This window comes from Candidatus Binataceae bacterium (assembly GCA_036495685.1).
In the GTDB taxonomy this organism is placed as follows: Bacteria; Desulfobacterota; Binatia; order Binatales; family Binataceae; genus JAFAHS01.
Map to the genome: position 1 here is coordinate 1 of DASXMJ010000087.1, position 22,620 is coordinate 22,620.

At 59.9% G+C, this 22,620-nt stretch carries 20 protein-coding genes; 11 read left to right on the top strand and 9 right to left on the bottom strand.

What is annotated here, in order from left to right; genetic code table 11:
- The first annotated feature begins 171 nt into the window (after positions 1–171).
- From VGI36_09185 to VGI36_09200, 4 genes are all read left to right on the top strand, one after another.
- Positions 172–1,995 carry an ATP-binding protein gene (locus VGI36_09185; GenBank protein HEY2485311.1) on the top strand — a complete coding sequence of 608 codons (1,824 nt, stop codon included), beginning with the start codon at positions 172–174 and terminating at the stop codon, positions 1,993–1,995.
- A 16-nt stretch (positions 1,996–2,011) separates the two neighbouring features.
- On the top strand, positions 2,012–2,686 hold the full coding sequence (locus tag VGI36_09190) for a hypothetical protein (GenBank protein ID HEY2485312.1): 675 nt from the start codon (positions 2,012–2,014) through the stop codon (positions 2,684–2,686).
- Between the two features lie 738 nt (positions 2,687–3,424).
- Positions 3,425–3,832 (top strand): BON domain-containing protein, encoded by a 408-nt coding sequence (locus VGI36_09195; GenBank protein ID HEY2485313.1) that lies wholly within the window; start codon positions 3,425–3,427, stop codon positions 3,830–3,832.
- Positions 3,833–4,279: 447 nt separating this feature from the next.
- Complete coding sequence (locus VGI36_09200) at positions 4,280–4,765, top strand: CinA family protein (GenBank protein ID HEY2485314.1); 486 nt, start codon at positions 4,280–4,282, stop codon at positions 4,763–4,765.
- A 144-nt stretch (positions 4,766–4,909) separates the two neighbouring features.
- On the opposite strand, the gene VGI36_09205 is transcribed toward VGI36_09200, so the two are convergent.
- Positions 4,910–5,476, bottom strand: a complete 567-nt coding sequence (locus VGI36_09205; GenBank protein HEY2485315.1) for an OmpA family protein — start codon at positions 5,474–5,476, stop codon at positions 4,910–4,912.
- Between the two features lie 226 nt (positions 5,477–5,702).
- On the opposite strand from VGI36_09205, the gene VGI36_09210 reads away from it, so the two are divergent.
- Together VGI36_09210 and VGI36_09215 are read left to right on the top strand one after the other, a co-directional pair.
- Positions 5,703–6,551 carry a DNA-primase RepB domain-containing protein gene (locus tag VGI36_09210; protein HEY2485316.1) on the top strand — a complete coding sequence of 283 codons (849 nt, stop codon included), beginning with the start codon at positions 5,703–5,705 and terminating at the stop codon, positions 6,549–6,551.
- 38 nt (positions 6,552–6,589) lie between these two features.
- Entirely contained in the window at positions 6,590–6,985 is a 396-nt protein-coding gene (locus VGI36_09215; protein HEY2485317.1) for a single-stranded DNA-binding protein, read from the top strand.
- 120 nt (positions 6,986–7,105) lie between these two features.
- Here the strand turns inward: VGI36_09215 and VGI36_09220 are convergent, their stop codons facing one another.
- Entirely contained in the window at positions 7,106–8,350 is a 1,245-nt protein-coding gene (locus tag VGI36_09220) for a glycosyltransferase (GenBank protein ID HEY2485318.1), read from the bottom strand.
- On the bottom strand, positions 8,350–9,192 hold the full coding sequence (locus VGI36_09225; GenBank protein HEY2485319.1) for a UDP-2,3-diacylglucosamine diphosphatase: 843 nt from the start codon (positions 9,190–9,192) through the stop codon (positions 8,350–8,352). Before VGI36_09225 ends, VGI36_09220 begins: the two co-directional genes overlap by 1 nt.
- 430 nt (positions 9,193–9,622) lie before the next feature.
- On the opposite strand from VGI36_09225, the gene VGI36_09230 reads away from it, so the two are divergent.
- The 4 genes from VGI36_09230 to VGI36_09245 all read left to right on the top strand — a co-directional run bounded on the left by VGI36_09230 (position 9,623) and on the right by VGI36_09245 (position 14,947).
- On the top strand, positions 9,623–10,561 hold the full coding sequence (locus tag VGI36_09230; protein ID HEY2485320.1) for a helix-turn-helix transcriptional regulator: 939 nt from the start codon (positions 9,623–9,625) through the stop codon (positions 10,559–10,561).
- A gap of 156 nt (positions 10,562–10,717) precedes the next feature.
- Complete coding sequence (gene boxC, locus VGI36_09235) at positions 10,718–12,355, top strand: 2,3-epoxybenzoyl-CoA dihydrolase (GenBank protein HEY2485321.1); 1,638 nt, start codon at positions 10,718–10,720, stop codon at positions 12,353–12,355.
- Complete coding sequence (boxB, locus tag VGI36_09240; GenBank protein HEY2485322.1) at positions 12,355–13,779, top strand: benzoyl-CoA 2,3-epoxidase subunit BoxB; 1,425 nt, start codon at positions 12,355–12,357, stop codon at positions 13,777–13,779. The genes boxC and boxB overlap by 1 nt, the downstream gene beginning before the upstream one ends.
- A gap of 232 nt (positions 13,780–14,011) precedes the next feature.
- Positions 14,012–14,947, top strand: coding sequence for a LysR family transcriptional regulator (locus VGI36_09245; protein HEY2485323.1), 936 nt, complete (start codon positions 14,012–14,014; stop codon positions 14,945–14,947).
- Here the strand turns inward: VGI36_09245 and VGI36_09250 are convergent.
- Together VGI36_09250 and VGI36_09255 are read right to left on the bottom strand one after the other, a co-directional pair.
- Positions 14,944–15,726, bottom strand: coding sequence for an ROK family protein (locus VGI36_09250; protein HEY2485324.1), 783 nt, complete (start codon positions 15,724–15,726; stop codon positions 14,944–14,946). The genes VGI36_09245 and VGI36_09250 overlap by 4 nt on opposite strands.
- A 430-nt stretch (positions 15,727–16,156) precedes the next feature.
- Positions 16,157–16,459 (bottom strand): hypothetical protein, encoded by a 303-nt coding sequence (locus tag VGI36_09255; GenBank protein HEY2485325.1) that lies wholly within the window; start codon positions 16,457–16,459, stop codon positions 16,157–16,159.
- 26 nt (positions 16,460–16,485) lie between these two features.
- On the opposite strand from VGI36_09255, the gene VGI36_09260 reads away from it, so the two are divergent.
- Positions 16,486–17,181 carry an NCS2 family permease gene (locus VGI36_09260; protein ID HEY2485326.1) on the top strand — a complete coding sequence of 232 codons (696 nt, stop codon included), beginning with the start codon at positions 16,486–16,488 and terminating at the stop codon, positions 17,179–17,181.
- A 212-nt stretch (positions 17,182–17,393) separates the two neighbouring features.
- Here the strand turns inward: VGI36_09260 and VGI36_09265 are convergent, their stop codons facing one another.
- The 4 genes from VGI36_09265 to VGI36_09280 all read right to left on the bottom strand — a co-directional run bounded on the left by VGI36_09265 (position 17,394) and on the right by VGI36_09280 (position 22,556).
- Positions 17,394–19,445, bottom strand: coding sequence for an ABC transporter ATP-binding protein (locus tag VGI36_09265; protein ID HEY2485327.1), 2,052 nt, complete (start codon positions 19,443–19,445; stop codon positions 17,394–17,396).
- A 369-nt stretch (positions 19,446–19,814) separates the two neighbouring features.
- Positions 19,815–20,933, bottom strand: a complete 1,119-nt coding sequence (locus VGI36_09270) for a hypothetical protein (protein ID HEY2485328.1) — start codon at positions 20,931–20,933, stop codon at positions 19,815–19,817.
- A gap of 9 nt (positions 20,934–20,942) precedes the next feature.
- Positions 20,943–22,088 (bottom strand): hypothetical protein, encoded by a 1,146-nt coding sequence (locus tag VGI36_09275; GenBank protein ID HEY2485329.1) that lies wholly within the window; start codon positions 22,086–22,088, stop codon positions 20,943–20,945.
- A 27-nt stretch (positions 22,089–22,115) separates the two neighbouring features.
- Complete coding sequence (locus tag VGI36_09280) at positions 22,116–22,556, bottom strand: hypothetical protein (GenBank protein ID HEY2485330.1); 441 nt, start codon at positions 22,554–22,556, stop codon at positions 22,116–22,118.
- Positions 22,557–22,620: the final 64 nt, after the last annotated feature.

Here is a 22,620-nt window from a genome sequence, read left to right on the forward strand (position 1 = left end):
AGCTCATCATCCGCACCATCGAGTACGCCGGGGGCAACAAGACCCGGGCCGCCGAAATTCTAGGCGTGGCGCCCAAGACTCTCTATAATCGCTTGGAGCGCTACGAAGAGCACTGAACATCTTGAAACAGAGAGCGGGGAATCTCAGCGCGGCTTCGCCTGATATTTGCTGATGCGTCCGCGAGCACGATTCACGGTCGCCTTTTTATTTCTCCAGATCATTCCAATCATCGCAATTGGCGTGGTCACGCTGGCCTACACCCTCAAGACCGTCATCGATGAGGTCGTTGAATCAAGCGACCTCATGACACGCCAGGTCTACGAGCAGGTCCGGCTGGGGCTCGAACACGGGAAGGGAGACGCGGTGACGGTATTGCAGCACGACGATGCCTTGCGCGAGTTGCTCGGCTCAATGCAGGCGTTCGGTCCCGCGGTAGTAATCGCGCGCATCACAGATGCAAATGGCAAGATTCTGGTTGCCGCGGGTGATGGCAGCGAGGGGCAGTTCCAGCCGCACCTGCCCTCGATCGAAGAGCTAGTGCAAAAGGCTTCGCGGTGGTGGCCATTCGCCTTACTCGCGGCCGCTTCAGGAAACGACCTCTACGCGACCGCGCGTCCCTTCGACGTCGATGGCAAACCTTTTGGTACCATCTATATCGGCGTTACCCTTTCTTTGCTCGCAGATCGACTGGAGCGGCTGGGACTGGCATTCGCCCTGATCGTAATCGCCGACGTTATCCTCACGCTGCTGGCTACCGCTTCGTTGCGAAGACTTTTGTTCCAGGAGATGTGGCCGTTTCCTGCCGTTTCATGGAGCGCGCGGGTGACCGAAAGTCTTCCCCCTCCGCCAGCTCAGCAAGACGAACTCAGCGGATTGGCCGAACGATTCAACCGTCTCTCGCGCGAAGTACACTCTGAACACAATCAATGGGAGACTGGACGCAGCAATGTCTTCGATATAGTTCGCTCGATCCACGACGGTGTCGTGCTGGTGGACTCGGGCGGCTCGTTGTTGTTCGCGAACCGCGAAGCCAGAGTTGTTCTGGGATTGGATAACACCCCCGCAGTCGGAGGCCGCCCGCTCGGGGTCCTGCTGCGCAGAAACCATCCCCTGGCAGCGATGGCCGAAGCGGCGCTGGAATCCGGTTCCGAAGCGCAGGACGTGCCGATGAATCTCAGCGGCAACGGAGACAGAGACGGCGGGTCCATGCTGATTTCGTTTTTCCGGCTCGGAGCCGCCCGTAAGCCCGTCGGCCTGCTTATCTTGTTGCGCGACATGAATGCGGTACAGGAACTCGAGAGCGTGGTGGATCACTCGACCCGGTTGGCGCGGCTGGGCGGTCTGATCTCAGGAGTCGCGCATCAACTCCGCAGTCCGCTGCATGGAATGAATCTGCGCCTGGAGTTACTGCGCGAAGACGCCATGCGCGGCAACGACATCGAAAAGCATATCAACCGCCTGCGCGGCGAGGTCGAGCGTCTCGATCAGTCCGTCGAAGCGCTGCTTCGATTCATGCGCCCGCAGGAGCTTAAGCTCAGCCGTTTTCTGGTAAATGATTTGCTGACAGAAATCGCCAACCGAATGAAGCGTGAGCGCATTTGCTTCGCATTCCAATTCTCTGCTGAACACCCGGTGGAGGCTGACCGCGAGATGCTGGCCGAGGCTTTTACCAACCTGATTCAGAATGCGATGCAAGCAATGCCTGAAGGGGGCGGCATAACCATCTCGACGGCAGAAAAAGACGCGATGGTCGAGGTCGAAATTGCCGACCACGGAATCGGAATCGCTCCAGAAAATCTTGAGCAGGTCCTGAATCTGTACTTCACGACCAAGAAGGGCGGGAGCGGATTGGGTCTCCCACTGGCGCTACGGGCGATCGAGCTCAACCGCGGAGTCCTTAAGATCGATTCTCGGGTAGGCGAAGGAACCACCTGTCGGATCCGGCTTCCACTTGCTTCAGATGCGCCTCTACAGGTCTCTTCGACCGCGGTTTGAATCGGGGCCCGCGACTTTGATTGCGAGACGCTGGCTGGTTTGTGTAGGGATCGCCGCCCTTGCGGCGCTCGTGATAACCGATTGCGGAACCGGGTGGCGTCCCGCTAGGCCACCCTCCCCTGCACCCGTCGAAACCCCGACCCCGACCTCCACCCCGACTCCAACACCCGAGCCGACGCCCGCCGCGGAAGGCAATGAAGCGGCCGCGGCCGCCGCCAACGAAGCCGAAGAGAAAGCGCGACAAGCAGCTAAGAAGGCCGCCGAAGCTGCCCAGGCGGCGGGAGAAGCGTCCACCGCGGCCGGCGAGGCGGCAAAAGCGGCAGCCAAAGCAGTTGCCGCTACCAAGATACGCCGCAGCGCCCATCACGCCACACCAAGGGAATCCCCTCGGGTAGTGGTCTCGCCAACACCCATGCCAAGCGAAGCCGAAACGCCCGCGGCCGAACCGTCTCTAGCGACCTCGGTGGTGTCGACTGCGGGCTCAGAACAATCTCAGAAACAAATCGACCAGCTTGCAAACCAGGTCAAGAACATCGACCGCACCAAGCTCGGCGGAGCCGATGCCCAGCGGTATGACATGGTTGCCGGTCTTCTGGTGAGTGCACGCACAGCATTGTCCAAAAACGACTACCTGGCGGCTAACAGCCTGACCAAAAAGGCCCAACTTCTCGTCGGGCAGATTGGGCACTAGGGGTCAGTTCGACCAAAAGGAACATGCGCCCTGGATTTCCTGAATTCAATGCTGAAGATTACCTTGGGCCCCGGTAGGACCAGTTGCCGCTCTTACCGTGTAGATTTTTCATTCTCTCAAAATCAGTCAGGAGCGAATCGCTTTATTTTGAAGGCGTTTTCGCTGGTATAGGGTTTGCTCGTTGCCCCTTACTTCGATTGCAAGGGGCAATGGTGATGGATGAATGGAGCCTATCTACCGGTTCAACGTTCGCGGCCCGCAGTATCTCAGGATCCGCGGAGTTAGAGCGATGTTATAATAACCGATGGGTCAGCGAGCCGGAACGAAACCTAATGTTGGCGGTGCTCGAGGACGCGATCCGATGTTACCTCGGATATCGGGATGGCGACCAGACCGCGATGAACCGGCTGTTGTTTGCTGACGCTCGTGACTGGATAAACTCGCCAAGCCGGTACAGCATCTTTGCTTTTCGCAATCTCTGCGAAATCATCGGAATCAATCCCGATGCTTTGAAGCGCGAGTTACATCGAGTCCGGCGTGGCACGTCGCCCCGAAGCGTGACGTTGCAGAGGACCTTCGATGTTCGGAGTCCTTCGCTGTCGAACACTCAGTCGCGGGTGACAACTTCTGCGCGAACCCGTCGCGCGCATGCTCCGATGGTCGCGCTCGCTAACCGGCCCCGTCCCGAGATCGCGACCGCATGATGCATGCCAGGAATCCACGGTCGAGGAGGTAGCCATGAACTTGATCAAAACGATTGTTCCGGCGGCGGTTCTTGCCATCGTTTTCACAGTTCCCGCATTTGCTCAAAGCGCCGGTGAGTCGATGCATGAGGCCGGCCAGGAGATGAAGAGCGCCGGCACCGAAACCTGGCACGCGGCCGAGAATGCCGGCAAGGGCACCGCCACCGCAGTTCACGACACCAGCATAACTGCCAAGGTCAAGGAGAGTCTGCACAAGGACGAGGCGACCAAGGGTCAGGACATTCATGTGTCAACCACTGCCGGTGTCGTAACCTTGAAGGGCAACGTCTCATCGCCGTCGACCGCTACGCGCGCCCAGGAGCTCGCGGAAGGTACGAAAGGCGTCAAGAGCGTGAACAACGAGCTTGCGGTCTCCAGTTCGTCATCTTCCAAGATGGAGTAGCCATAACTGGTCTCGGCCGCCCTTCGATGAAGCGGCACCAAAATGGGAGCGGTGATGTGGCTTCGCAGAAGCAATCACCGCTCCCGCAAATTCCGCGCCCGGACGAACCAGGGCTCCCGGTATTCGATCATTTTTTGACTTTGAGATGCGACTGTGGGCTGTACTACGCGCCGGCCGCGTAGTGCAGTCCCGGTCCTCTTACTCAAAACCAGTGGGTGGTTTCCTCGGCGTTTGTGAACTATCGCCCTTGCAAATGCAGCGCTGATCAGGTTCGCCAATATCATTGCATCGCAAACTGTCTGACCTGGCTATCTCAATGATTGGCCGCCCACAGGCACTTTGCCACGCGGACGAAAAAGCAATGCTAGTTCCCGAGGCCCCAACCTGATATGTCCAACCCAGTCCTGATTTCCCTAGGGAAGCTTCAAACCGGGGTCACTCTATAAAATGCAGATCTCGCTCCCAGCCGCCGAGAAAGTCGGCGAGGCGCTCAAACAACGTGGCGAAACCGTCGCTGTCGCGGAGTCATCCTCCGGCGGACTCATCGCCGCCTCTCTGTTGAGTGTCCCGGGTGCTTCGGCTTACTTCATCGGCGGGGCCGTGTTTTACACGAGAAAATCGCTCAAGGAGTTACTCGCGCTGCGCGACGATCAGTTCGCGCAAATGCGCGGCCTGACCGAATCGACCGCAACTCTTCTTGCCAATGCAATCCGGGAGCGCCTTTCAACGACTTGGGCGGTCGCCGAGATCGGCGCCAGCGGACCCACTGGAAGCCGTTATGGCGATCCGGCCGGCACCTCCTGCATCGCCGTAGTAGGGCCACAGCATGGAGCACGGTCGGTCAAAACCAACCAGTCTGATCGCGCCGCCAACATGCAGGTTTTTGCCCAGTCAGCGTTAGATCTGTTGGCGCAACTCGTCCTCCAGGCGTAGCGCAACTCATTAAGTCGGCCAGTCAAACTGGCGCGGGTCTGACGTCCAAGCAACGCGTGGACTTTTCATCGTCGCGGCTCAAGGGAGGAGCGACCAAAACGCAGATCGCTCCTCCAGCTCGGTGAAGTGACGAGCGGCCCCTCACTAAAGGTCGGAATCTTCTATCACGATATTGATACGCCGATTTTTGCGCCTTCCCTCGGGTGTTTCGTTTGAGGCTATCGGATGGTATTGGCCAAAAGCCTCCGCCACCAGAGTCGAGGGATCGACACCCAGGGTCTGCAAATGGCGGACAACGTTTGTTGCCCGATTCGCGGAAAGCTCCCAGTTGGTCGGAAAGCGGGCACGGAGGGTGGCGGCAACCGGCAGGCTGTCAGTAAAGCCCTGAACTACGACCCGTTTTCCGTTGAGGCCTTGCAAGGACGGGGAAACCTTGTTGAGCGCGTCTATCCCGTGCGCGCCGACCTCCCATCCCCCCTCCGGAAAAAGGATTTCGTCAGCCATGGTCACCTCGATGCGATTCTTGAACTGCTTGACCTGGACCTGGTCACTCTTAATCTCGGCCTCCAGGCTCTTATTCAGATTCTCATAGGTATCGTTCATATAGAGCGCCTGCTCATCCTGTGGAAGCGGCTGCTGATACTGTGGTTGCGTCGCGCAACCGGCCACGAGCCATACGACCATCAGCACCAAGGGTAGTTTTGATCTCATAGTCTTCACCGGCCCACGTCGAGCTTCACCTATACCTGCTAAATCTTCTGAAATTTAGCCTGGTACAAGCTCCGTACATGGGCGCGCACCGCTCGCAGGCGCTCGGCGCTTGCAGGGCGCTTCATTTTCTGCTATCAAATCTGCATATATGCATCTGGAGACAGCCACTCCTCATTCGAGCACCCTTCGAAGCGCGCGTGCTACTGCGCTGCGCCAGCTGGCAGCCATGGGCTGCGCTCGTTTTGACCTCGGAGTACTGCGTGCACACGGGGTGATGCTGTTGTATGAATCGCTGACCGCCCCCCAAATTCGTGCAAGATTCGCGTGGCTACGACGGGAGAACACCCGCCGGGCGCACATCTTCGTGCGCCCCCATGGTCTGTCGCGACTGACACTGGTCGACGACCTGAGCAGCAGCGCGCTCAACTCCATGAAACGCGGCGGCTTCGCACCGACGCTGGTGGTGGAGACTTCGCCAAGAAACTTTCAGGCCTGGTTGAAACATGCGCGCGTGTTCCCGAATCGCGAGTTGAGCACCGTCGCCGCACGCGAACTTGCGGCACGCTTCCAGGGTGATCCGTCGAGCGCTGACTGGCGTCATTTCGGACGCTTGGCAGGGTTCATCAATCAGAAACCGAATCGGCGCTTGCCCAGCGGCCTGCAGCCTGTCGTACAGCTGCGCGAGTCCTCGGGAGTGGCGTTTGCTAAGGCGTGCCGGTTCCAGGTCGAAGTGGAGCGGATGGTCGAACAAGCACGCCTTGTGCAGCTCGCGCAAGTGCGCTTGTGCTCGTCCTCCGATCGGCACACCCAGCGGACTCTGGCCGATTTTCATCAACATCCCCGCTACCGGGGTGATCTCCACCGCGCTGACATGGCGTGGGCCAGCTACGCGGCCAGGCATGGCGTCTCGGCCACGGAGATCGCCGTCGAAATCTGCGGGGCACGCGACTTGTCCAAAAAAGGCGGTATCCGACGACAGGTCGCCTACGGGGAACGCACCGCCGCAAAGGCAATTTCCAACCTGGCCGCAACCACCATGGCGACAGCGGCCTTGGTCTACGCGCCGAGCGCCTGAATTAGCTGTGAAGAACTCTAAGTCGAAGGAGTACTGATATGTCGTTGAATCGAGTGATGGTAATCGGAAACCTGGGCGCTAATCCGGAGCTTCGTTACCTGCAAAGCGGACGGGCAGTAGCAAACCTCTCGGTCGCAACTAGCGACTTCTATGCCGACCCGCAGGGGCAAAAGCGGCACACCGCGGTTGAGTGGCACAGGGTTGTGGTATTCGGCAAGCTCGCTGAGAACTGCCACCAATACCTCCAGAAGGGACGGCAGGTGTACGTGGAGGGCCGCTTGCAGACCCGGTCTTTCGAGATCGCCGGCGGAGACGGCCGCAAGGGCAAGCGCACCGAAATCCTCGCCACCCGTGTGCAGTTCCTCGGGCGCGCCGCAGCGGGGGAGGAGCCGACCGACGATAGCGGCGCAGGAGTGGCAAGCTCCGAGGACTGAAAGGCCATTCGCCCAGACGCACCGTGAACCTGTCTGGTCAGAGCAAAAAAAGATGATCCAATCGGGACCCTGAACCTCGGGCTCCATCGGTCTTCGCACCCGGTCGGCACACATCAGCCCTTAGTATGCGCTAAGTGAGTCTGGGCGTGCCCCGAATCGCGCCGGGGAATGTTGCGGCACCCGGCTCGCGAGCAAACGCGCAAGGATTTCGGGAATTTCGAATATCGCGCGATTGTTGATCGCGCGCACATGCTCGCGGAACGAGGCGAGCCGATCGGGGTCGAGCATCGGAAGAATTCCGGCCGCGACCTCGGCAAACGAGTGGAGGACCACCCCGAGCTGGTTTTCCACGATCCAGTCGGTGTTGAAGCGCTCCTGGACCATCGTCCAGGAGTTGCGCTCAACGACCACCGGCAGTCCCATGACCAGCGCTTCGCTGATACTGCCGGGTCCGGGCTTGCCGACAAAGTAGTCCGCAAGCTGCATGAACCGGGGAATGTCGTCGCAGAACCTCTCGATCCGAAATGGGAACGGCAACTTTAGCTCGGCGACGCGCTCACTCAGTTGCCGATTGTGCCCACACATGAAGATGAGCTGGGTTTTCAGTCCTGCCGCCGCCACCCGCCGGGCAACGGTCAGCATCTGTCGCGACCCGTAACCACCGAACATCACCAGACCGGTCGGCAGGTCCGGATGTAATCCCAAGCGCACACGCTCCCCGGCGCGGGGCACGGGTGCGCGATTGTAGAACTCAGGCCGCACGATCATTCCGGAAGTGCGAAATACCCGATCCTTCGGATGGCCCATCGCGAGCGCCTGGTTCATGGCGGCCTCGGTCCCGCAAATCAGGTACTGCTCCTGCCTCTCTATCCAGAAATGCGGCGGGTAATCGGCCAGGTCAGTGAGGATGGTCACGACCGGGGTCGGCGGGCGACCGAGCGCCTCGTCGGCAGAGCGCAGGCCTTCAAAAATTTCGCGGTTGAAATTCGGGATCACTGAAACCACCAGGTCCGGCGGATTGTCGATCCAGTAGCGTTGCAGCATAGCAGTCGCCTGCACATGCATGCGCCGAATCAGCGACTGGACTACCCGCAGCATGGGGCCGGTTCCGATGGTCAGTCCGTAGCGAAGCATCCGATTGTAAAACTCCTCCACGCGGACGCGGGTTACCTTGCGAATGAAATCGATAGGCTCCAGAACTTCGCGCAGATTTATCGTTTGAACGTCCCACGGGCGCTGCTGCTGCTCGAGTATCGACTTGAGGCCGGCGGCCGATGCCCGATGGCCTCCGCCCGCGTTGAAGAAAATGAGGTCAATGCGGGGCCGCGGCTCCCATGGCGGAGGAAGTGTAAGAAACCGACCCATCATCCCATCCCCTTTGAGACACTGTGGGTTTGCGCGGACCAACGCAGCAAATTCAACTCGCCGCCCCGCTCCTCGATCAGCGCCGTCCGGCTCTGCACCCAATCGCCGTCGTTCAGGTAGAGAATCGGTCCAATCATGCGTTGGTCGGGGCGATGGGTATGCCCACAGATGACACCATCCGCCCGATGTTGCCGCGCACCGTGCGTCACGCGCGCGTCGGGAAAATCGACCAGCTGATGAACCGCGAGTTTGAGCCGGCGGCGAAGTACTCCAAGCTTCGAACCGCTCTCGGGATTGGAATGTATGACGTTGCGGTTATACCAAAGATTTATTTTGAGCGCGTTCGAGTAGCCGATACTGCCCACCACCGAAAACCAGCGATTACCGTGAATCGGACTGTCGAACTGATGGCCGTGAATCACCAACATGCGGCGGTTGTCGGCGGTGCGATGCAAGAAAAACGGATGACATTCGACCGCGCCGAAAAGCATCCGGACCAGCTCGCCGTCATGTTCATCATGATTTCCGGGAATAATGACGATCCGGGTACCGCGCCGTCGCCACGACCAGATTTCCTCGACCACCGCGGTCTGATCGGGCGTCCAGCACCACCCGGGACCCATGTTCCACCCGTCGATGATGTCGCCAACCAGGAACAGATTTTCGGCGCGATGGCCGCGGAGAAATTCGAGCAGGGCTTGCGCTTTGCAGCGCGCGGTTCCCAGATGAAAGTCGGAAATCCAGATGGAGCGGTATTCGCGGGTTGGTGGTTTGGGCAATGGCAGAGGGCTGGCGGAAGTTTCCGCGGAATCCGGCCGCCTATGACCAAGCAACCGATCCATCGCGACGCTGCTCCATCAGTGCCCCCGACCCGTCACCTCGATTACAGTTCGCACACCGATCAAATCACAGCGCGCTCCGCGAAGCGCCGCAGTTCTTTGAATTGTTGACTAGGAGAAAGTTATTAAATGATTAATCGTCCTGCGACCGACTTTCCTTACCGATGTTCGGGAGACGGTTACGTCTTTCGGACGGAGTTGTGTTCACGAGGCTGCCCCGCCACCTTCGCAACCGAATTGGCTCCTCTCGTCCGGCGTACCTCATGGGAGGGCACGAATAGCGCCACGCGTACCAGAATCATGAGGATCGGCGAGGTAATTCTTTGGAAACGCCTTGGCCATCGTCGCGCGCGCCTGGGGCGGCGGGAATCCACGAGTCGGCTCGAGGGCGGCACTATGGAATATCGTGTAGGGCTGCAATATAATGCATATCGTGGCGCGTACCTCAAAAGCTCCGGAGGTGCCTGCCGAGGGCGGAGCGGATCCCACAAGCTCGTCCTCGCAGTACCTTGCGACCCTGGGTCGCAAAGTCCGTGATGCGCGTGCAAGGCACGGCATGACGCGGCGCATGCTGGCGCACGACTCCGGAATTTCGGAGCGTTACCTCGCACAGCTGGAGAGCGGGCTTGGGAATTTTTCGATTGTCCTGCTGCGCCGCTTGGCCAAAGCGATCGATGTGCCGGTCGCGGAGCTGGTGAGCGACGAGCCACCGCACCCGGTCGCGTACAGTCTGCTGGTGGAACGCTTGCGGCGCCTCAAGCCCGCGGAGCTCTCCCAGGCGTCCGCACTGCTGACGCAGCGCTTCGGAGATCGGAGCGGCCGCGCCGAACGCATCGCGCTCATCGGTCTGAGGGGCGCCGGAAAGAGCACGCTTGGCGCCGCGCTTGCCAAACACCTGGGCTGGCGCTTCCTGGAGATGAGTCGCGAAATCGAAGCCGAAGCCGGAGTTCGCGTGGCCGAAATCTTCGATTTGTGGGGCCAGGCCGCCTACCGGCGCTACGAACGCCGCGCGCTCGAACGCATCGTTCATATGCCGCCAAAGATAGTTCTGGCAACCGGCGGCGGCCTCGTCTCCGAGCCGGCGACGTTCGGACGTTTGCTGGATTCGTTTTTCGCAATTTGGATTGAGGCCTCTCCCGAGGAGCACTGGGACCGGGTAATTCGGCAGGGCGACCAGCGAGTCGCGGTTAGCGGCGACACCGAGGCTTTGGCCGACATGCGCCGGATCCTAGCTCAACGCCATCCGCTTTATGGCAGGGCCGATGCACGCCTGCAGACCCGCGGCAAAACCGCGCGGCAGTCGCTCACGGAATTGATTAATCTCACTCGAGCCCACGTTGACCAGGCGCTGCCTAAGCAGCGAGTGCCATGATATGCCGAGGTCGCGTCACCAACCGGGCGAGCCCGGTCCGAAGTTGCCCGTGGCCGCAAAAACGAAGCCCCAATCTCTCTTTAGAAGCAACTGCTGGAGGTTTGCTTCTCGGAGTCTAGATATGCATTATAATACATACAACGCCACCAGCTTTCGATGATCGATTTTCGCACCGAGCCGGCAAGATATCGCCATTGGAAAATGACCTTTGCGGGTCAGGTGGCGGTCCTCGCCATGGACGTGGACGAAAATCGCGGCCTCGCCGAGGGCTATGAACTCAAGCTCAATTCCTATGACTTGGGTGTGGACATCGAGCTCTATGACGCTACCCAGCGGCTGCGCTTTGAGCATCCCGAAGTCCGCAGCGTGATCTTGTGCTCGGCCAAGGAACGCATTTTCTGCGCGGGTGCAAACATCAAGATGCTCGGCTTGGCGAGTCATCCGTTCAAAGTCAATTTCTGCAAGTTCACGAATGAAACCCGCAACAGCATCGAGGACGCGACCCGGAACTCTGGCCAGTTCTATATGACAGCGATCGGGGGTCCGTGCGCAGGCGGCGGCTACGAGCTCGCGCTCGCCACGGAGTACATAATGATGGCCGATGACGGTTCCACCAGTGTCTCTCTTCCGGAAGTGGCGCTGCTCGCCGTGCTTCCCGGGACCGGTGGGCTCACCCGCCTGGTCGATAAACGCGGAGTGCGGCGCGACCTGGCAGATTTCTTTTGCACTACCGAAGAGGGCGTCAAAGGAAAGCGCGCGGTCGACTGGCGCCTGGTGGACGAGGTGGTACCCAGGACTCAACTCACCGAAACCGCCAACCAGAAAGCGCTACATTTCGCTGCCAACTCAAACCGTCCGGCGAATGCTACAGGCATCATCCTCACCCCGCTTCGTCGGACCGTCGACGATCGCACCATTACCTATGATCATCTGAAAATCGAGTTGGATCGCGACCGCGCATGCGTGACCCTTTTGATCCAGGGTCCGGCCGAAGCGGTCAAGAGTCCCACTGCGCTCGGATGCGACTTCTGGCCGTTGGCGATCGCACGCGAACTCGATGATGCGATTTTGCATCTCCGCTTCAATGAAGAAGCGCTCCGAACCTGGGTGTTTCGGACCGAGGGCGATTCCGCTCTGGTCGCGTCCTACGACGCCTTCCTATCAGCCAACGCCGAAGACTGGCTGGTACGCGAGATCATTCTCTACCTGAAGCGCACGCTGAAACGCGTTGACGTAAGCGCTCGCTCGATCTTCGCGTTGCTCGAGCCCGGTTCATGCTTTGCGGGATCACTGTTGGAACTCGCGCTCGCGGCCGATCGCGCGTACATGCTGCGGGGCGTGCGCGACGGTGATGAGGCGCCGCCGGCATGCATCGTTTTGAGCGACCTGAATTTCGGCCGACTTCCGATGTGCAATGGGCTGTCGCGGTTGGAAAGCCGTTTCTTGCACGAACCCGACAAGTACCGGAACCTGCGCGCGCGACTGGGCGAGCAAATCGATGCGGAAACCGCCCAGGCGCTGGGCCTGATAGGCTTCGCACCTGACGATTTGGATTGGGACGACGAGGTGCGCCTCGCGATCGAGGAACGCGCCGCGTTCTCGGGCGACGCACTCACCGGCATGGAAGCATCCCTGCGGTTTGGCGGGCCCGAAACCATCGAGTCAAAAATTTTCGCCCGGCTGTCAGCGTGGCAAAATTGGATCTTTCAGCGCCCCAATGCGGTCGGCGAGAAAGGCGCGCTCAAGCTGTACGGAACCGGACGCCGTCCCGAATTCGACCCGCGGAGAGTGTGATGTCGATCAACTACGACGAACGAATACCCAACAACGTCGGTCTGTCCGCCGACCGCCGGCTTCAGCGCGCGCTGGAGAATTGGCAGCCCAAATTCCTCGAGTGGTGGAACCAAATGGGTCCGTCCGGATTCCAGACCGCGGACGTCTATTTGCGTACCGCAACTTCCGTAGACGCCAAAGGCTGGGCCACCTTCGACTATCTCAAGATGCCCGAGTATCGCTGGGGAATTTTTCTCGCTGAACCGGTGGCCGATCGCAAGATCGGCTTTGGCGAGCAGCGAGGCGAGCCGGTGTGGCAGGAGGTTCCCGGCGAGCATCGCGGGGTACTGCGCCGCCTGATCGTCACCCAGGGCGACACGGAACCGGCATCGGTGGAGCAGCAGCGTCACCTGGGCCGAACCTGTCCCTCCCTCTATGACCTTCGCAACCTGTTCCAGGTGAATGTCGAGGAGGGGCGCCACCTCTGGGCGATGGTTTATTTGCTGCAGGCCTACTTTGGGCGCGACGGACGCGAAGAGGCTGAAGCGCTGCTTGAGCGGCGTTCAGGAAGCGCCGACAATCCGCGAATTCTTGGTGCTTTCAATGAGCGTACCCCCGACTGGCTCTCCTTTTTCATGTTCACGCATTTCACCGACCGTGACGGGAAATTTCAGCTCGCGAGCCTCGCGGAGTCTGGATTCGACCCGTTATCACGCACCTGTCGCTTCATGCTCACCGAGGAGGCGCACCACCTTTTCGTCGGCGAAACCGGAATCGGGCGCATCATCGCCCGCTCCTGCCAGCTCATGAGGGAACATCGCACCGACCGCATCGGCGACTATGGCGGCATAGATCTCGCGATCATCCAGAAATATCTGAATTTTCATTTTTCCGTTTCGCTGGACCTGTTTGGTTCTGAGTTGTCAACCAACGCCGCCAACTACTTCAGCACGGGTTTAAAAGGCCGCTTCAAGGAGTCCGAACGCAACGACGATCACCGCCTGACCGAATCGACTCATCGCGTCCTCAGGGCCCATGCAGGAGCGATTATCGAGAGCGAGGAGCCCGCCCTGACCGCGCTCAACGAGAGCCTGCGCGACGCGTACATTGCAGATTGCTGGCGGGCATTGGTGCGCTGGAACAAGAACATCGAGGATTCAGGAATAGACTTTCGTCTGACTCTGCCGCATCGTGGATTCCGTCGCGCGATCGGCGAGTTCAAGGGACTATACGTCACGCCTGAGGGACTCCCTGTATCCGAGACCGAATGGCGTGCGCGCGAGGGGCAATGGCTCCCGACCCCCGCGGAGAGGGAGTTTATCGGCTTCCTTATGACTCCGGTCCTCCAGCCCGGCAAATTTGCAAGCTGGATCGCCCCGCCCCCGCGCGGAATCAATCATCAACCTATCGAGATGGACTACGTAAGAGAGTTGCCGACCAAATAATAAGACGGGTCCTTGGGCCCGCCCTCCTGAAAATTGTGCGGCCTCTCGGACGGCTCTGGACGGCCCGTTTCTTGCGGAAGCGTATCCGTGAACGGGCCGTACGGAATCTCCTAGGCACAACTGCCGCAAGGACGGGCAAGTGCCATAGCGGGTGCTCGTTGTACGGGCATCTGAGGAGGATCGTGATGAGCCTGAAATCTCTAAGCGGGGCAGGAATCTGGACATCAAGCTGTTGAAGACTTTCCTCGCGTTGGCCGATGAACGGAGCTTTACCGCTGCAGGCAAGCTGCTGGGGCTCACCCAATCAGCCGTCAGCCAACAGATTCGGGTCCTTGAACGCGAATTGGGCGCCGAACTGGTCATGCGTTCCAACAAGCTCGTGGGTCTGACCCCGGCGGGCGAAATCCTGCGGCAGAGTTCGCACCGCATTCTTGAAAATCTGGACCAAGCGCGCAGCCTGATCGCCGAGCGCTCGAGCAACGGCGGAGGACGTCTGAGAGTTGGCGCCCCGGCCAGCGTGTGCCGGACGTTGATGCCCCGAGTGGCAACCGCGTTTCACACGCGATTCCCCGCGACGGATCTCTCCATCATCACGCTTGGTCAGGCGAACGCCATCGAAAGACTCACCCGCAGAGATGTCGATTTCGCATTAACGTTGGCTCCGGTACGCCACAAAGCAATCGCAGCCGCGGAGGCCGGCCGCGACGAAGTGGTCGTCATCGCGGGCGAGCAGAATCCCCTCAGCCGCCTCTCACGACTGCGCGCGCACGACCTCCAATCGCAGGCAATGATCCTGCCCCCCAACCCCAACACCGAGTACGCGGTGTGGAGCGCATTCATGCTCGAGTCCGGCGTGTTCCCGCGTATCAGGCTGGAAACCGACAGCCTAGAACTGGCAATTGCGCTTGCTCGTGCTGGATTGGGACTCACGGTCGCGCCACGCTGGGCAATAATTTCGATGGAAAAAGGGCTGGCAGCACTTAACGTAGGCGACTCGGGCCTCTGGCGCACCTGGGTGGTCGCATACTCGGCGGCAATGCGGCTGACCTCGATTCATCGCGCTTTCCTGCGTATCTGCAGCGAACAACTCGGCGCCGCGCTGAGTGGCACTCCGGCCAACGAAGGTCTCGAGAGTTCGGCGAGTCTGGAACGATCCGGTGCCGCCTAGGAAGAGCTACCTTGTGGTCGGGGCTTCGGCTGCACGGTTCGGCTCTTCTCTTCCCACAGCTTGATGCCGCCGAGCAGCCCGTTAACGTTGCTAACGGTGCTCACATTGCTTGGCAATTTGATCTTGATGTATTTGGTGTTACCCCCTCCCAGATACAGTCGGTCATAGTTGAACATCCGCTGCGTGTCCTCGATCGCCTCGACCAGCATCTTGTTCCACTTCTTCTTGCCTTTTTTCTTCAGGGCGCGCGCCCCCAGCTCGTCTTCATAAGTCTTGCCTTTGTGAAATGGATGATGGCCGACTTCCAGATGGATCCGGTGACCATCAACGAAAATTACCGATCCCACGCCGGTTCCCAAGGTGAGAACCAGCTCGATTCCCTTGCCGGTGACGCTGCCCAGTCCCTGCACGTCAGCGTCGTTCGCGACGCGCGCCGGGTGTCCGAGCTGTTTTTTTAGCGCCCCTGCTAGATCGAAACCGTTCCAGCCCTTGCCCAGATTGGCAGCGCTGTAGACCACGCCATCCTTGACCACTCCCGGAAACCCCGCGGAGACCCGCGAGAACTTCGCGCTTTGACTGGCCAGCTTCCGGATAGCGGCAATCACGTTGCGGGGCGTTGCGCTTTTCGGGGTCGGAATTCGTAAGCGCTCGTTGATCGGCTTGCCGTTGGGGGCCAACGTCTCCGCTTTGATTCCGGTGCCGCCAATATCGACGGTCAAGGTGAAGACCTGGTTCTTGTTCTGCTCTGAAGACTTCTGCGGTGGGTTCTTCTTCGGCATGGCTTTCCCTGTCTCTAGGCTCGATTAAACCGACCCAGGAGGTTATAACGCAATCCGTTCTTTTCGTGCATATCGGCATAAGAGTGCCCTAGCCGACTGGCAAAAGAAGTGCTCAACCTTGGCCGTAAATGGTGGCGGAGATGCGGGCATGGATCGCTAACTATTTCGAACTCGATGCGCATGACACCACCATTCGGCGCGAGGCACTGGCCGGCGTCACCACCTTCGTCACGATGGCTTACATTATCGCGGTCAATCCCGCGATTCTGCACGCCGCCGGCATTCCGGTTGACCCCTCCATGGTCGCCACTATCGCAACCGCGGTGTTCGGCTCACTCGCGATGGGGCTTTACGCGAACCGCCCCTTCGCGATCGCTCCCTACATGGGCGAGAACGCATTTTTCGCTTACACCGTCGTGCGGGTGATGGGTTATCGCTGGGAGGTTGCGCTGGGAGCGGTATTGTTTGCGGGTATGATCTTCACCCTGCTGACGGTCGCGCGGATTTGGCAATGGATGATCGACGCTCTCCCGCCGGGACTGACCCACAGCTTCGCGGCCGGCATCGGATTGTTCCTCACCTTCGTCGGATTGAACGAAGCCGGAATCGTGCGGATCGGCGTGCCGGGTGCTCCGGTCAGAATCGGCAACCTCGCTTCCCCGGTCGTGCTGATTGCGATTTTCAGTTTTCTCGCAATCGCGGTTTTGACCCTGCGCCGGGTTCCCGGGGCCATCCTGCTGGGAATTCTTGCGGCCGATCGTGGCGTTCGTCAGTGGCATAGCCCCCGGACCCGGAGCGTGGATCGGAACTCCTCCGAATCCCGCTCCGATTATGTTCAAGGCCGATCTCTCGGCGGTGCTGAATTTCCGGTTCTTCGGCGTTCTGCTTTCAATTTTTGTCATGGCGTTGATCGACACGATGGGCTCCTTGATCGCTGTCTCCTCGCGCGCGGGATTTCTGGACGAGCGCGGCAACCTGCCGCGAATCGCACCGCCCATGCTCTGCGATGCGTTGGCCACCGTATTTGCGGCGCTAGCCGGAACCACGACTTCCGGTGCGTTCATCGAATCGGCGGCGGGAGTACAAGCGGGAGGACGGACCGGTTTGACTGCCGTTTTCATCGCCGCGCTTTTTATCCTGGCGCTGTTCTTCGCGCCGCTCGTAACCGCGATACCCCCGGCCGCATATGGCCCCGCGCTGGTGATCATAGGCTCTATGATGATGGCGCCGATCGCGAAGATCGACTTCGATGACCCGACCGAGTCGATTCCGGCCTTCGCGGTAATCGCGTTGATCAGCTTCACCTACAACATCGGAGTGGGGATCACCGCTGGGCTGGTGCTCTATCCGATCTTCAAGCTTGTGGGGGGCCGCTCTGCTGAGGTCCCCTTGGCACTGTGGGCGCTCGCGGCCCTGTCCGGGCTGTTCTTCGCCTTCTATCCATACGCCCCGTGAACTAGGGTTTTGCTCTTCTCTGGTTATGCTCTCGGGTGGCGCCCGGAGAATCGAGGTGGGATGACATGCATTCATGAGAGTGCGCGCTCCCGCAAGATTACTGGTGGTTCGCCCCTACATGTGGGGCCGAGACCAGCATTGGTGGAAACTCACTGCATCTAGTGCCATCGACGGCGCGCCACCGGGGACCGGCCGCGCGCCTTAGAGTTGGTTTAGTGGGAGCCGACGGCGGCTAGCGAGCCCGGACGACGCGCGATTCGGTCTTCGACCGCGATCAGCTTTCGCGTTTGTTCGCCGTAAAGCTGAGCATACACGCCCCGTCGCGCAAGCAACTCTGCATGCGTACCGCTCTCAACCACGCGTCCCTGGTCAAGCACGACGATCAGGTCGGCCTCGACCGCGCTAGCCAGGCGATGCGCGATGAGGAAAGACGTTCGCCCCCTCATCAGGCGCCGCACCGCGTCGTGAATCAGATTCTCGACTTCTGAATCGAGACCTGAGGTCGCTTCATCGAGGATAAGAATGGGCGGATTCTTCAGGAAGACCCGGGCCAGGGCGAGGCGCTGGCGCTGTCCGGTCGAGGGGCGAAGAGCACCCTCACCGATTATTGTATCCAGACGCTCGGGGAGCGACTGGACAAACTCGCGAATATTGGCCTGCTCCAGAGCCCGCCAGATTTCCGCATCTGAGGCGCCGGGACGTCCATATTGGACGTTCTCGCGAATCGACGCGCTGAAGAGAACTGCATCCTGCGGCACAATTCCGATCGAATCGCGCAGCGACTTGAGCGTGACCGAACCGATATTTTCGCCGTCAATCAGGATTCGTCCCACGCTAGGCTCGTAAAACCGCGGAATCAGACTCGCCAGCGTGGTCTTGCCAGCACCCGATCGCCCAACCAGCGCTACAGTCGTTCCAGCCGATACTCGCAGGCAGACGTCGTGCAAGACCGTGCGCAGCGCAGTTTCGCCCGAGACCTGGTATGCAAAGTCCAGGTTTTCGATCGCGACGTCCCCGCGACGCACGATCATAGGCCGCGCGCCCGGAGCATCGAGTACCTCGGGCGTCTCATCGAAGAAATTGAAGATTCTCTCGATCGCTGCTAGCGAATTAGCGACGATCACCGAGAGTTCCGAGAACCGTTGCAGGGGCAGATACAGCGCACCCAGGTAGGCGTAGAAGGCGACCATGGTTCCGATCGCCATCTTGCCCCGCAAGATGAAGATCGCGCCCGCCCAGATAACGATCAGCGGGGCCGCCCGGGTGATGAATTCGCTGAACATCTGATGCGTCGAGGCAAGCTTCACGCTGGTGATGGTCAGGTCGTAGAGCTCGGTGGTGCGCTTGTGAAAGCGCCTCGCCTCTTCCGCCTCGCGCGCGAATGATTTGACCGTCGCCACGCCTGCCACTCGTTCCTGCAACTCGCCGGAAAATTCCTCGACCACTTCCTGCAGCTCGTGACTTGCCTCCTTGATTCGCGGTGAGAGAACTCGAATAACCGCCACGTAGAACGGCACGACGATCAAAGAGATCCACGCCAGCCGGGCATCGAGCACAAACAACAGCCAGATGACCAGGCCCAATGAGATCCCGTCCATCCAGATATTGATCATCGCCGATCCGACGAAGTTCTGCGCAAGCTGAATGTCACTCACGAAGCGCGATACGATGCCGCCCGATGCGTTCCGATCGAAGAACGAATGCGACAGACGTTGCATATGGACGAACAGCGCATAACGCAGATCGAAGATGAGGCGATGCCCAGCCATACTCGCCCAGTAGTTGCGGTAGTAAGTAGCAACCGCCTGAAACATAAAGAGAACAAACAGCCCGGCGGTCAGGGCTTCGAGCTTCGCAGTGGGTCCCGAACCCAGGTGCATGATCGCCGCAAGCGCGACGCTCCATCGATCGATGAGCCGGTTCACCCGCTCCATGTGCGGCTGTGGCACCAGTAGAACGTCGAAGACGTATTTGAAAGCGAGCGGGAAGGCGAGCGGCAGTCCGAATTTGAGGACCCCCATCACTGAGCCGCCCGCGACCAGCCACAGGTGGGGCCGAACGTAACTCAGGAAACGAAAGGTAGCGGTCTGCGGAATCAGCTGGCGCAGGAAGCTTGGCCGGGAGGAACCTGCCGCGGCGTCGGTCCCCACCGCCACCGCGCCGTCTGGTTGGTCAGGTTCGTCCGAAGCCGACTCGCCCCCAGGATCGGAACCATCCAACGCGGCCCGCGCGGTGGCCGATGAGGAGTCCTGATTGTCCGGCATGCGCCAAGCATACCGGGTGCAAGGCAACGAGAAAATAAGCCGGTCATACCCGCCGCTCCTTCGCCTGAAAAAGAGCGAGGCGACTGAACATCGCGTTGCTTAAGTGCGCGACGAATGTGCGCCCACGGATCCCACACTTGGCCTCCATTCGCGGTCGCATTCCGCCGAGCAAATGCGGCTACCTGCCCGAGGGGGGTGGGTAACGTACCTCGAGAACGAAAAGAGCGTTCTTGATGGACCCTCCCGGTCAGGCGTTTCTGGCCCGGATCGCCTCGAGGCGGAAACCCAAGGCCGCCGCTGAAAAACGCCAATGCGTCCGATGCAGATGTAAGAAGTTAGACGCTCGTCGCGGCGGCGCAACTAATGCGCTTACGTGCCCACTTCGATTCGACCGATGACCGAGGGAATGCGACTGCGCTTTGATCTGCCTTCGAGTCCCGCTGCCTCCAGACGTTCGAAATATTCGCGGGCTACCAGGCGAATGAATTTCGAGGTCGCGATGCGGCCTGCCTTCACTTGTTCCTTCTCGAGGCCCCCGCCCGCGATGATGATCAGCGGTTCGAGCAATTCCGGGCTGCCGATCAGCCCGAGCATGACGTGCTCGGTCTCGTCGACGTATTCGTGCATGGCGGCGCTGTCGTTGGGGCGATGCTTTAGAAAGTATCGCAGCTGCCCGAGTCCATACGCGGTCTGCCGGGCGGTGTCCTGAATCGCGTAACCCATCAGCACGCGGTCGACTTTGCTCGGCGCAAACGTGGCCACCTGGCGGCACAGCGTGAGAAGAAAGCCGCCGAGCGACAGGTTGACCGCGACCGAGCCCCGCGGAAATGTTTCCGCAAACAACCACTCTTTGAGCCCCTGCTCCGCGCTCGCGCTGGCGCGCTTCAATCCCGCCCCGCCATACAGTGCGCGCTTGCGGAAGGCTTCGTTGAGCCGCGCCCAGACCAGCATCTGCGCACACATCCAGCTCTTTTGCTCGATGAAGTCCTGGTTTATGAGCGGAACCCAGCGTGCAGAAAAGTCGAGTGAGATAAGCGCACACTCCTGCAAGAAGGTGTGGAGCTGCGCGCAGGAGGCTTCGAGTTCCGCCGCGAGAGGATGTGTGTCGAGCTGACCCCAGGGGACGTCTACCGCCGGGGTCCAGCGCCGCGCCTTGTCCTCTTCGTACAGTTCGGTGACGTTGTCGGACCATACGTCCGATTTCCGATTGACGACGTAGCCCATGTCGGGCAGCTTGCCCCATTTTTCACTGCCGCGGGCGACCATCGATTGGCTGTTGCGCACGTGCTCCGGAATGCGCGAATAGCCGTACTCGCCGATATCGAGATCCCGGTAGGTGAGCCCGCGCCGCAGGTCGGCAGGCCTGCCTTTGATCTTCTCGGTTTTGGCGTCATACCAGTGGAGTCCCAGGTTGCCTTGCATCACCTGGTTGGCCGCTTCGAGGCTGGCTTCGTCCTGGGTGTAATCTTTGTCGGCGTAAAATGCCATGACGCGTCCCTAGTTGAGCCTGATTCCAGCCGCTTCCGCGGCAGCCTTGCCCACCTCGAACATCTGGTAAAGCTTGGAGCGGTCTTTGCGCTCCGGCATTCCGCACTTCTCCAGCCGCTCGAAATGCTCTTCCATCTGCTTGAGATTGAACCGCGTCGTCACCTTGATCCCTTCCTCGATGTTCTCCCGCTTGAGTCCTCCGCCGGCAAGTATGATGAACGACTCGGTCAATTCGGTCGCGGCGGCACCCGCAAACGAGATGTTCTCGGCTTCATCGAGGTGCGCATGCACCACGTCGCGCTTTTCCGGGAAGTTCTCGAGCACATATTTGAAATGCTGCATCCCGTAGCCCACGTGGCGCGCCTCGTCCTGCATCACCAGCCGGAAGATTCGCTTGTCGACATCGGTCGGTGACAGAAATTCGCTGAAGCGAAACAGGGTGAGCACGTTGCCTTCCGCCACCAGGTGCAGCGCGACCGACATTTCGCTGAACGAATCCGCGTCGCGCAGGTGCTTGAGCGCCATCTCGTTCATCGGGCTGGCCTTCATCAGGCCCCATCCCGTCGTCAACGCGCGCTTGCGAAACGCCTCGGTATGGCGCGCCTCATCCATCGCTTGCGATGCAATGAAGGCCTTGACCTCGACAAAGTCGGGATTGAGGCGCGGCAGCCACATCGCAGGCGTGTCGGTCGCGATCATTTCTACTTCGGTGAGGAAGGTCATCAGCTGCGACAACGCTTTGCCGGTCGTCTCCGGCAACTCGACGCCCTCCAGACGCTCCCACGGAATGTCGGTGGTGACGTTCCATTGCCGGGTAACCGCTTCCTCGTAGTAGCTCTCGGTGTTGAACGCCCAGACCTCACTCTTGCGCGACACCCACGGCTGCGCGTCGGGAAGGCCCTCGGTTATCTCCGCGCCGCGTGGCGCGTACGAACGATTGGTCCGCACCTTCTCCGGCACGTTGGTAAATCCGTAGCTGCCGATATCCAGATCGCGATAGGTCAACCCGCGCCGTGGATTCGCCTCATGCGGTTTGACTTTTTCGGTGTTGGCATTCATCCACGAAAGGTCCAGCTCTCCAGTCCGCATCGTGTAGAGCCACTTGTCGACGAAGTCCTTGTCCTCAAGAAAGTTACGTGTCGCCAGGTATGCCATCGTAGCAGCGCCTCCGTGCCAGGAGCCTTAGTTGAATCGCACTTCAACCTTGCTCGAGAGGTCGAAGAACTTCTGAATTGATTCCATGAACCGATAGAGCTTGTCGTGCCCGTCGGGGTCGTCGTAAACAACCTTAAGTTGTTCGCCGAAATGCGCGAGCGTGTTGATGTCGTGGGAGGTGTCCGCCTCGCCGTTGCGAAGGATATTTTCGATCATCTCCCGCCACACGCCCGTATCGCCCTCGATCGTGAAATCAACCTTCTTGGGATCGATCGCCTCGACTTCACGCGCATCCTTCAGCTCAAAGACCTCGAACTCCAGAATGAAGTTGCGCGCCTTGCCGTTGTGTCCGATCCGTACACCGAAAGTGGTATCGATAAAGCCGAGGCGATGAAATCTCTCCTGATCCGCCGCCATCTTTTCCTTAAGCGCCTCGAAATATTCCGTCGAGGGAAAGCTGACTGCCATTCCAAAGTCTCCTGCCTAAGCCGGGTTCGAGGTTAGGGCCAAATACAGTGGCACGCAAGCTTAT

Excerpts from the sequence above, each read along its gene's own strand:
- VGI36_09185 (HEY2485311.1), top strand. The coding sequence starts at position 172 with ATGCGTCCGCGAGCACGATTCACGGTCGCCTTTTTATTTCTCCAGATC.
- VGI36_09195 (HEY2485313.1), top strand. The coding sequence starts at position 3,425 with ATGAACTTGATCAAAACGATTGTTCCGGCGGCGGTTCTTGCCATCGTT.
- VGI36_09200 (HEY2485314.1), top strand. The coding sequence starts at position 4,280 with ATGCAGATCTCGCTCCCAGCCGCCGAGAAAGTCGGCGAGGCGCTCAAA.
- VGI36_09205 (HEY2485315.1), bottom strand. The coding sequence starts at position 5,476 with ATGAGATCAAAACTACCCTTGGTGCTGATGGTCGTATGGCTCGTGGCC.
- VGI36_09210 (HEY2485316.1), top strand. The coding sequence starts at position 5,703 with ATGGGCTGCGCTCGTTTTGACCTCGGAGTACTGCGTGCACACGGGGTG.
- VGI36_09215 (HEY2485317.1), top strand. The coding sequence starts at position 6,590 with ATGTCGTTGAATCGAGTGATGGTAATCGGAAACCTGGGCGCTAATCCG.
- VGI36_09220 (HEY2485318.1), bottom strand. The coding sequence starts at position 8,350 with ATGGGTCGGTTTCTTACACTTCCTCCGCCATGGGAGCCGCGGCCCCGC.
- VGI36_09225 (HEY2485319.1), bottom strand. The coding sequence starts at position 9,192 with ATGGATCGGTTGCTTGGTCATAGGCGGCCGGATTCCGCGGAAACTTCC.
- boxC (HEY2485321.1), top strand. The coding sequence starts at position 10,718 with ATGATCGATTTTCGCACCGAGCCGGCAAGATATCGCCATTGGAAAATG.
- boxB (HEY2485322.1), top strand. The coding sequence starts at position 12,355 with ATGTCGATCAACTACGACGAACGAATACCCAACAACGTCGGTCTGTCC.
- VGI36_09250 (HEY2485324.1), bottom strand. The coding sequence starts at position 15,726 with ATGCCGAAGAAGAACCCACCGCAGAAGTCTTCAGAGCAGAACAAGAAC.
- VGI36_09255 (HEY2485325.1), bottom strand. The coding sequence starts at position 16,459 with ATGGCCCCGGGAACCCGGCGCAGGGTCAAAACCGCGATTGCGAGAAAA.
- VGI36_09265 (HEY2485327.1), bottom strand. The coding sequence starts at position 19,445 with ATGCCGGACAATCAGGACTCCTCATCGGCCACCGCGCGGGCCGCGTTG.
- VGI36_09270 (HEY2485328.1), bottom strand. The coding sequence starts at position 20,933 with ATGGCATTTTACGCCGACAAAGATTACACCCAGGACGAAGCCAGCCTC.
- VGI36_09275 (HEY2485329.1), bottom strand. The coding sequence starts at position 22,088 with ATGGCATACCTGGCGACACGTAACTTTCTTGAGGACAAGGACTTCGTC.
- VGI36_09280 (HEY2485330.1), bottom strand. The coding sequence starts at position 22,556 with ATGGCAGTCAGCTTTCCCTCGACGGAATATTTCGAGGCGCTTAAGGAA.